Origin of the sequence: Vannielia litorea (genome assembly GCF_018424695.1) — a bacterium.
Classification (GTDB): domain Bacteria; phylum Pseudomonadota; class Alphaproteobacteria; order Rhodobacterales; family Rhodobacteraceae; genus Vannielia; species Vannielia litorea_A.
Genome location: NZ_QTNQ01000015.1, coordinates 58,244 through 66,917, shown reverse-complemented (window position 1 = coordinate 66,917; position 8,674 = coordinate 58,244). Strand labels below are relative to the sequence as shown.

Annotated in this window: 11 protein-coding genes; 4 read left to right on the top strand and 7 right to left on the bottom strand. The window is 65.4% G+C overall.

What is annotated here, in order from left to right:
- Positions 1-246 precede the first annotated feature (246 nt).
- On the bottom strand, positions 247-408 hold the full coding sequence (locus DYI42_RS07845; RefSeq protein ID WP_213545375.1) for a hypothetical protein: 162 nt from the start codon (positions 406-408) through the stop codon (positions 247-249).
- Positions 409-535: 127 nt separating this feature from the next.
- Positions 536-1,117 (bottom strand): hypothetical protein, encoded by a 582-nt coding sequence (locus tag DYI42_RS07840; protein ID WP_244867713.1) that lies wholly within the window; start codon positions 1,115-1,117, stop codon positions 536-538.
- 146 nt (positions 1,118-1,263) lie between these two features.
- Here DYI42_RS07840 and DYI42_RS07835 point away from each other — a divergent pair, with 146 nt between their 5' ends.
- Both DYI42_RS07835 and DYI42_RS07830 read left to right on the top strand, forming a co-directional pair.
- Entirely contained in the window at positions 1,264-2,202 is a 939-nt protein-coding gene (locus DYI42_RS07835; protein WP_244867712.1) for a diacylglycerol/lipid kinase family protein, read from the top strand.
- A complete protein-coding gene (locus DYI42_RS07830; protein ID WP_213545374.1) occupies positions 2,199-3,026 on the top strand; it encodes a metallophosphoesterase family protein in 828 nt (275 codons plus the stop codon). The genes DYI42_RS07835 and DYI42_RS07830 overlap by 4 nt, the downstream gene beginning before the upstream one ends.
- Here DYI42_RS07830 and DYI42_RS07825 read toward each other — a convergent pair.
- The gene (locus tag DYI42_RS07825) at positions 3,023-4,066 is read right to left on the bottom strand and encodes an OmpA family protein (protein WP_213545373.1); all 1,044 of its coding nucleotides are present in this window, start codon (positions 4,064-4,066) and stop codon (positions 3,023-3,025) included. The genes DYI42_RS07830 and DYI42_RS07825 overlap by 4 nt on opposite strands.
- Before the next feature lie 136 nt (positions 4,067-4,202).
- On the opposite strand from DYI42_RS07825, the gene DYI42_RS07820 reads away from it, so the two are divergent.
- Positions 4,203-4,649, top strand: coding sequence for a hypothetical protein (locus tag DYI42_RS07820; RefSeq protein ID WP_213545372.1), 447 nt, complete (start codon positions 4,203-4,205; stop codon positions 4,647-4,649).
- Here the strand turns inward: DYI42_RS07820 and DYI42_RS07815 are convergent.
- The 4 genes from DYI42_RS07815 to DYI42_RS07800 all read right to left on the bottom strand — a co-directional run bounded on the left by DYI42_RS07815 (position 4,618) and on the right by DYI42_RS07800 (position 7,518).
- Positions 4,618-5,103, bottom strand: coding sequence for a hypothetical protein (locus DYI42_RS07815; RefSeq protein WP_213545382.1), 486 nt, complete (start codon positions 5,101-5,103; stop codon positions 4,618-4,620). The genes DYI42_RS07820 and DYI42_RS07815 overlap by 32 nt on opposite strands.
- 46 nt (positions 5,104-5,149) lie before the next feature.
- A complete protein-coding gene (gene rlmN / locus DYI42_RS07810) occupies positions 5,150-6,337 on the bottom strand; it encodes a 23S rRNA (adenine(2503)-C(2))-methyltransferase RlmN (protein WP_213545371.1) in 1,188 nt (395 codons plus the stop codon).
- Positions 6,338-6,406: 69 nt separating this feature from the next.
- Positions 6,407-6,934 carry a hypothetical protein gene (locus DYI42_RS07805; RefSeq protein WP_213545370.1) on the bottom strand — a complete coding sequence of 176 codons (528 nt, stop codon included), beginning with the start codon at positions 6,932-6,934 and terminating at the stop codon, positions 6,407-6,409.
- A gap of 59 nt (positions 6,935-6,993) precedes the next feature.
- Positions 6,994-7,518: an invasion associated locus B family protein gene (locus DYI42_RS07800; protein WP_213545369.1), complete on the bottom strand. Its 525-nt coding sequence runs from the start codon at positions 7,516-7,518 to the stop codon at positions 6,994-6,996.
- A gap of 158 nt (positions 7,519-7,676) precedes the next feature.
- Between DYI42_RS07800 and DYI42_RS07795 the strand changes: the two genes are divergently transcribed.
- The gene (locus DYI42_RS07795) at positions 7,677-8,642 is read left to right on the top strand and encodes an asparaginase (protein WP_213545368.1); all 966 of its coding nucleotides are present in this window, start codon (positions 7,677-7,679) and stop codon (positions 8,640-8,642) included.
- The last annotated feature ends 32 nt before the right edge of the window (positions 8,643-8,674 follow it).

The following is an 8,674-nucleotide window of genomic DNA, read 5'->3' as shown; positions in this document are numbered from 1 at the left end:
GGGCAGGGGCGTGGGCGTGGTCCATGGCGCGGCTCCGGAATCGCAGGGTCCGCCCCCGGCTATGCGCCGGGGCTGCCCCTGTCTGTCCGCCGGGCGACACCGCACGTCGCGTTAACTCCGCGCGCCTTGCAAATTCTCATAGGTATGGGATGTGCATGGGATGTGCATCGCCTGTGCATCCCCCGAAACCTTGGTTAACGCCGCCGCGATGGCCTGCGCAGCGGCATTTCCGCAAAGCTCGCGCGCTCAGAGCGTCAGCAGCGCCTCGCCGCCCCGCATCGCGCTGACAACATAGCCGCCGTCGGTCTCTTCCAGCCGGTAGCCATAGCCCACCAGCCGGTGCTTCCATTCCCGGTGCGACACAGATTGCTGCTTCTCCCGCAGCACGAGGTTACGAACGTCTTCCATTGGGTTATTCCCCTGTTTTCTCTAACAAAACGGGCAGAACTTCTGCCCCCGCATGGTGAAGAGAACAGGCCGGGTTTGTCAGGACTTCAGCAACAACCGGGCCTTTTCGGGGCAATTGTAGCTTGCGTCAGTCGGCCCGGCTGATCCGCTTGGTCCGACCGGTTTCCTGCTTCCATTTCAATATGGTAAGGCGCGGCTCCCACGGGTAGCGGGTGTCTTCGCGGGTGCCGATCCAGGTCAGGTGTCCGCCCTCCCGCCAGGGGTCCACGACGATGCCGTCATACATCGAGTCGCCCCTGCGGGAGATGATCGAGGTGGAATGCTCCAGCAGGATCGGGTTGCGTGCGTTTGCAATGGCGCGGTGGATCTCAAGAGTCCGGAATCCCTCGGCTTTCAGCGCCTTTTCCATGTCTTCCGCCCAGTGGCGGCAGAGGCCCCGCGGCTTGGTGCCCGCGTTCACCTTCATGTTGTGCACCAGCGGCCCGTCCTCGATCTCATAGGCCACCGCCAGCCGCGCCGTGGCACTGTAGCTCACCCGCGCCGCTCGCGCCGCCTCTTCCGGGTCGATGCCGGGGCCAAGCGCCAGGATGGCCTGCTCCAGCCGCGCAACATCGGCGGGGGTGGATGTGGGCGGTGCGCCGCAGCCCGCAAGCAGCAACCCCAGCAGCATCGCGCCGACAAGCCACAGCTTTCGTTGGATGAATCCCATTGATCTCTTGCCCTCACAGCCCCTGCCTCGCCCCGGTGCTAGCCCGCGGCCGGGCCGATGTCTAGACCGGGGAGAGGCAACCAAACCGGCCTCCGCGAGTTGTGATCCCGACGCCGCGCCGCACCCGCCGCAACCGGAGAGACCAAATGGTGGCCATGCCACAGCCCGACGATCCCGCCGAACCCCATGTTCTGCCGGGAGAAATCTGCGTGATCGCAAACGCCGCATCCGGCACCAACGCCCGCGATACCGAGGCCATCGACAGGGCCTTGTCCATCTTCGGAGAGGCCGCGCGGCTGGAGCACTGGAGCCCGGATCAGGATCTCGAACGTGTCGTGAACCAGGCCATTGAAAATGGCGCCCGCACCATCGTCGCCGCCGGTGGCGACGGCACCGCCATGGCGGTGGCGCAGGCGCTGCTGGGCAGCCCCGTCGCCCTCGCCGTGCTGCCCCTCGGCACCTTCAATTACTTCGCCCGCGGTCTCGGCCTGCCGGAAGACCCGGAAGCGGCAGCCCGCGCCATTCTCGCTGGGCACAGGCACGACATATCCGTTGGAATGGTGGACGATCAGGTGTTTCTCAACAACGCCTCGCTGGGCGTTTACCCGGCGATCCTGAAAGAGCGTGAAACAGTTTACAAACGCTGGGGCCGCCGCCGGATCATGGCTCACTGGTCGGTGCTGAAAACCTTCCTACGCTTCCAGCGGCCGATGAAAATGCGGCTGACAGCCGACGGTGAAACCCGCGAGGTGCGCGCGCCGCTGCTCTTCGTGGCGCGCTCGTCCTACCAGCTCGAACGCTTCGGGCTGGCGGGGCAGCAGGCAATCTCGAACGACAACTTCGCGGTGCTTATTGGGCGTGCGACGAGCCGGGGCAAGCTGTTCAAGATCACCTGGCGCCTTGTCACCGGCACGATGCAGGAGGGACGGGATTACGACATGCTGGCGGCCCGCGACCTCAAGGTCGAAACGTCCCGCCCGCGAACGCTGGTGGCTTTCGATGGGGAGAAGTCCACGAAGAAGAGCCCGTTCCACTTTCGCATGGCCGAGCGCCCGCTCACGATCATCCTGCCGGAGGCCGCATGAGACGCATCCTCCACCTGTCCGATCTCCACTACGGCAAGGCGGACGCCGATCTCGAAGGCCCCTTGCTGGCGGCGATCAGCAAGCTGAAGCCCGATCTCGTGGTGATCTCGGGCGATTTCACCCAGCGGGCGCGGCGCCGGCAGTTCCGACAAGCGGCGGCGTTCCTGGCGCGTGTCGAGGCCCCGGTACTCTCCGTGCCCGGCAACCACGATACCCCGATCGACAATCTCTATCGCCGGTTCGTGACGCCCTTCAACCGCTACAAGAGCCATATCAGCCCGAACCTGGAGCCGATGGTGGAAGACGAGAAGATGCAGGTCGTCGGCGTCAATACCGTCAACCGCTTCTCATGGCAGCGAGGGCGCTTCTCGGGCCGCACCGTGCGGCGGGTCTGCGGAGCCTTCGCAGGGCAGAATGACAAGCTGAACGTGGTGGTCGTCCACCACCCGCTGGAGCACGGGCCCACCGTGGAGAAGCGGCTGATGCGCGGCGCAAGCGCGGCGCTTCAGGCGCTTTCGGATTGCGGGGCCGACGTGGTGCTCTCGGGTCATCTGCACACCGCCTCAGCCGCGCCCTTCACCGCCGCGCCGGGGCTGCTTTTTGTGCAGGCCGGCACCGGCCTGTCGACCCGGCTGCGCGGGGAGACAAACAATTTCAATGTCCTGGATACCGAGGAGGGGCGCGTCTGCGTCACCACCTGGGATGCTAAGGGCACGGGCTTCGTGCCCGGTGACAGCGCCACCTACGCGCGCGGCCCCGCCGGATGGGAGCGGGTGGCGGGCGAGGCAGAGTTTTCCGCCCGCCCGCGCATGGCACGCGCCTAGTTGGTGCGCGGCAAAAACTCGATCCGGCGGTTCTTGCCCTTGCCCTCTGCAGTATCATTCGAGGCCACCGGCTGGGCCTCGCCGTAGCCTTTCGCAGTCAGCCGTTCGGGCGCGATGCCATTGCGGATCAGGTAGTCGGCCACCGATTTCGCCCGCCGCTCCGAGAGCCGCTGGTTGTATTCGGCAGCGCCCACGCTGTCGGTGTGGCCGGCCACCTCCACCTCGATCCCGGGGCAGCGGCTGGTGATATCGAGCAACTCCTGGAGCAGCGGCTCGGACTCGTCGGTGAGCCGCGCCGACCCTGAGGCAAAGTAGATGTTTCCGGTGCGCGAGAGGATTTCAAAACGCCCGGTGCAGCCCTCCGTGTCGAACTTCTCGTCCACGGTGGCGTCGGTCGCCGCCATCTGTCCGTCTTCCTCGCCCGCAAGCGGGGCGCCCCCGGTGCCGCGGCGGTCGAAGAGGAAATCAAAGGTCACGGTGGCAGAAGGCACGACATCCACCTTCGCCGCCTCCTCGAGCTTTGCGAGGTTATCCATCAGCCCGAATTCCTCCACCGAGATCGCAACAGGCCGTGCGGTGGCCACCGAGATGCGATCATCGCTCAGAAGCGTGGCGACGACCTCGGCCACGAGGGTCTTCTTCACCCCGTGCAGGTCCAGCGAGAAGGGGAGGGAGAAGGTGGCGCGGCGGTTGCGCTCCAAGTCCGCGATCATGTCGGAAGTGACATTGGCCAGCACGATGGCTTCGGGGAACTTGAAGGTCTCGAAGAACAGGAAGCGCATCCGCACGTTGCGCAGGTCCACCTTGGTGTCCACGCTCTCCAGCACAACACGAATTTCGGCCTTGCCATTGGGGAAGATCTCGCCGGTGAATGTGGCGAAATCACTGGATTCCGAAACCACTTCCTTCTTGATCGACTGGAAGCGCAGGTTGGAGGCCTCCCCATCCAGCAGCCAGCCCGGCTCGAGCGCGCCCTGGGCGTTGGCGGGCTGGGCGATGTGGAATGCGAGCGCCAGAAAAAGGGCGATGCGGCGTATCATGGAAACCTCCCTGGGTTGAGAGCTTGAATGTGTCTGTTGCAAATGCCGCCCAGCGGGCGGTTCAATTGGGAACAAGAATTGCCCGAAGGCGGAACTGTTGCTAGCGTCGCCATACTAAGCGCAACAGGCGGGCAGAATGAAAGAAAATCGTGCAGGTCTCGTGATCGGGCTGATTGTTGCCCTGCTCGGGGCCACTGTCACGGGGGCGCAAGAGGCCGGGGATCCGGCTGTCATCATCCTCGACGTGGAGGAGGATGGAGGCGTCGAAGGGCCGGATACGCCCGTGGGCCCGGTGCGCTGGGGCGCGCCTTTGATCGGTGGAGTTCCAGAGATCCGCGGCAAGACCATCGAAGAGGTGTTCACCGAGAATTCGCCGCTGTTTCCGCCGCTTGAGGGTTTGCCCGAGGAAATCTGGAAGGGGCAGACCTGCACCAATTGCCACGAGTGGACGCGCGAGCGCATCTGCGAGCAGGCGACGAACTATCTCAACCCCGACTTTGCCGACAACCTTGCCAAGGAGCACCCGCTGGGCGGCACCTTCAAAGCCAACCTCAAGCTCTGGGCCGAGGACGGGTGCCGGTAGGACCGAAGGGCTCGATCACCTCCATCGATTGCCCAAGGTAACGCTCTGCCAGCTTCTGCTGGGGGTGGTTGGGAAACGCGGCACCATAGAGGCGGACAAGCCCAGCGTAGGAAAAGCCCAGCTCCGAGAACTTGCAGATCTTGGCTCCCGCGTCCCGGTGATAGAGCGCAAGCCCTCCTCCGGAGGCGCGCGCCTCGTATCCATACGCCTCAAGCGCGCGGTTGAACTCGGCCCAGTTCGTCGTCTCGGCAAGTGGCGCTGCGAGGAGTGCGCGAAGGCGCGCGAGGAGCTGCTCATCGGCCCTTTCGGTCCTCTTCGCAGTTGTGTGGCGGCGGCGCAGTTCGTGTTTTACCGCGCTGCGCAGCACCTGCCCAACCGAGATGTCAAGTTTCTGCGACACCTCCATGAGGGCCGACAGATCATCGAGGGGTACCTGAAAAGAAATCCGCTGCATCTGCGCAGCCTGTCGCGATTCTGGTTAATGCCAGATTAAGGCGGGCTCAGAGCCCGGCCTCGGCCGCGATCTCCTTGCGGCTCTTGCGCGCGCGCTCGGTCTCGGACTTCAACTGCCCGCAGGCCGCCATGATGTCCTCACCGCGCGGCGTGCGGATCGGCGAGGCATATCCCGCCTTGTAGACGATATCGGCAAAGGCCTCGATCCGTTCCCAGCTCGAGCGCTTGTAGGGCGCGCCGGGCCACTCGTTGAAGGGGATCAGGTTGATCTTGGCCGGGATGCCGGAGATCAGCTTCACAAGCCGGCGCGCATCCTCGTCGCTGTCGTTCACCCCGTCGAGCATGACGTATTCAAAGGTGATCCGTTCCGAGTTGCTGAGCCGCGGATACTCCCGCAGAGCGTTCAGCAGCGTCTCGATGTTCCAACGCTTGTTGATCGGTACCAGCTTGTCGCGCACCTCGTCGGTGGTGGCGTGGAAGCTGACGGCCAGCAGGCAGCCAATCTCTTCGGCGCATTTGGCAATCTCGGGCACCACGCCCGAGGTCGACAGCGTGATCCGGCGACGGCTCAGCGAAATCCCCTCGCCATCCATCGCGATCTTCATCGCGTCGCGCACCGCCTCGAAGTTATAGAGCGGCTCGCCCATGCCCATCAGCACGATGTTGGAAAGCAAGCGCGGGCCGTTCTCGTCCGATCCCTTGCCGGGCTCGGGCCATTCGCCGAGGTCATCGCGCGCCAGCATCACCTGGCCCACGATCTCGCCCGCCGTCAGGTTGCGCACCAGCTTCTGGGTGCCGGTGTGGCAGAACGAGCAGGTCAGCGTGCAGCCGACCTGGGAGGAGATGCAGAGCGTGCCGCGATCTTCCTCGGGGATATAGACGGTTTCCACCTCGTGGCCGCCCGCGATCCTGACCAGGTATTTCCGGGTGCCATCGGCGCTGACATCGCGCTTCACGATCTCGGGCACGGCGATCTCGAAGGCGTCGTCCAGCTCGGCCCGGAACGCCTTGGAAAGGTTCGTCATCGCCTCGAAATCGCGAACGCCCCATTGGTAGACCCACTGCCAGATCTGGTTTACCCGCATCCGCAGCTGCTTGTCGGCCACGCCGATGCCCCGCAGCGCCTCGGCGAGGCCTTCGCGGGTCAGGCCGACGATATTGCGTTTGCCGCCCTCGGGCAGCTTGCGCGGGATCGTGGCAACGTCTTGCGTGATCGGGGCGTTGGCCTCGGTCATGGCGGGTCTCCAGGGTTCGGGTTCAAACCGTGCACATAGGGCGGGCAGACCCTTATTGCAAAGGATTTCTTACAGCCCGAAGCGGCGCGAGATCTCGGCGAGCGCGTGCTGCTGGCGTGGCCCGAGGCTGCCGCCCTCGGCACTGGCGGCGCTGTTCAGCACCTCCATCAGCGGCTGCACCTCGCGCTGCCCGCCCATCGAAACCAGCTTCTTCACGATCCGGCTGATCGCAGCATCCGCCGAGCCGCACTGGCCCACCAGCCAGCGCCCCAGCACGGCAGCCTCTTCGGCGCCGTTCAGGTTCACCCGGTAGGATTTCTGAAGCCCCTGCAATATCCCCAGCCGCTGACCGCGCGTCGGCAGGTCATCCAGCGAGATGAAGGCCTCGGCAATCCCGGCGGCAGCTACCACCGGCTCGTCGATGCCATCCACCGGGTGCTCGCGCTTGCGCAGCTTGTACCCGAAGCGCCGCGCGGCGGAGCGCACATCGCCCGCCGCATTCATCAACTCGCCGGCCATGTCGGCGGCGCCCTTGGCGCGAATATACCACATGTAGGCTGCGCCCAGCAGCGCGATGGCTCCGAGAATGAAAGGCAAGACAATGACTCCGCACAGAAAATTACTGCGAGAAGCCTAAGCCGAAACCTGCGCGCCGATCAACCGCCGCAGCGGTTCTGCGCCTCTTCCACTGCTGCTGTCAGGCCGAGCAGCGAAAAGCTGTCTTCGGTGCGGGTGCCCCGGCTGGAGCGGGCTGTCAGCTTGGCGTCGGCGCCGCGCTTCATGGCGGTCAGGATGCGTGCATCGTCCTGCGGGCTGGCCGACCAGGCCCACTCACCCTCGGTGAAAAGCTCGAACTGCGTGCCGCCGATGTCGAGCGTCACCGTCGAGCCGCCCGCAAAGGGGTAGCCGCCGGTAAAGCTGACCTCTCCGGCGCCGCTGCCGGGCCGGAAGGTGACGAAGAGCAGAATGTCGCTGCGGCGCACCGCCACGACACGTCCATCGCGTGTGTTCACCGTCTCCTTGGGGGCCGAAACCGCCCAGCATTCCTTGGGGTCGTCCTCGACAAACACCGACCAGTCGGTCTTCGCCGCAACACGGTTGTCGCTTTCCTGCGCAAGGCCTGCGCTCGCGCCCATTGCAATCACACTGGCCAGGAGGCCAGCCATAACCCGGTTTTTCATGTGTCCCACAGCCTCCAGCTGCCTCTGCCTCAAGCCTTCGCCTTTCCTTGCAGGTGGCGAATGTCTTTTCAACTTGCTCGCCCTCAATGTAACGTGATTTTCGGCAACTGCGAAAGCCCAATTGGCAGAATTTCGCTGACATTCCGGAGAGGTGAGGCATGCAGGCAGAGCTGCTGGTTGAGGTAACACGTGGTGGAGAGGTGGAATCTGTTCACCTCGGCCATATCGCGGTGGTGAATACGGCGGGCGAACTGGTGGACGGGCGCGGCGCGCCCGGGCTGCCGGCCTATCCCCGCTCGGCGGCCAAGATGATCCAGGCGCTTCCGCTGGTGCGCTCGGGCGCGGCAGCCGACAGGAGCCTTGGCAGCGAACAGCTCGCGCTCGCCTGCGCCTCCCACAACGGCGCGCTGATCCACACCCGCCCCGTGGCCCGATGGCTCGCGGCGCTCGATCTCGGCGAGGCCGACTTGCGCTGTGGCCCCCAGATGCCCGATGACCGTCCGGCGCGGGAGGGTCTCATCAAGTCGGATGAGCCACCCTGTCAGATGCACAACAACTGCTCGGGCAAGCATGCGGGCTTCCTGACCCTTTGCGCCCACCTCGGGGCCGGGCCGGAGTATCACGAGCTGGATCACCCGGTGCAGCAGGCTGCGCATGACGCCTGGGAAGACATCTGCGACGAGGCCACCTCAGGCCACGGGATCGACGGCTGCTCGGCCCCCAACTTCCGCAGCTCGGTGACGGCGATGGCCCGCGCCATGGCGAAGTTCGCCACCGCGCAGGAAGGCACTGCCGAGGCCCAGCTGCGCGACGCGATGATGGCACACCCTGAGTTGGTGGCGGGCGAGGGGCGGGCCTGCACCGAGCTGATGCGCGCAGCGCGCGGCAAGGCAGTGGTCAAGACCGGGGCCGAGGGCTATTTCACCGCCATGCTGCCGGGGCAGGGGCTTGGCATCGCCCTGAAGGTGGCCGATGGCACCACACGGGCCGCGGAATGCGCCATGGCGGCGCTGCTGGTGAAATACGGCGTGCTGGAGCGCGACGACCCGGCGGTGCTCAAGCGCTGGGGCCCGCTGCTGAACCGCCGCAAGATCGAGGTCGGCGAGGTGCGTCCGGCGTTCTGACCGTGGGCGAGGACGTCTCGAAGGACGGACGA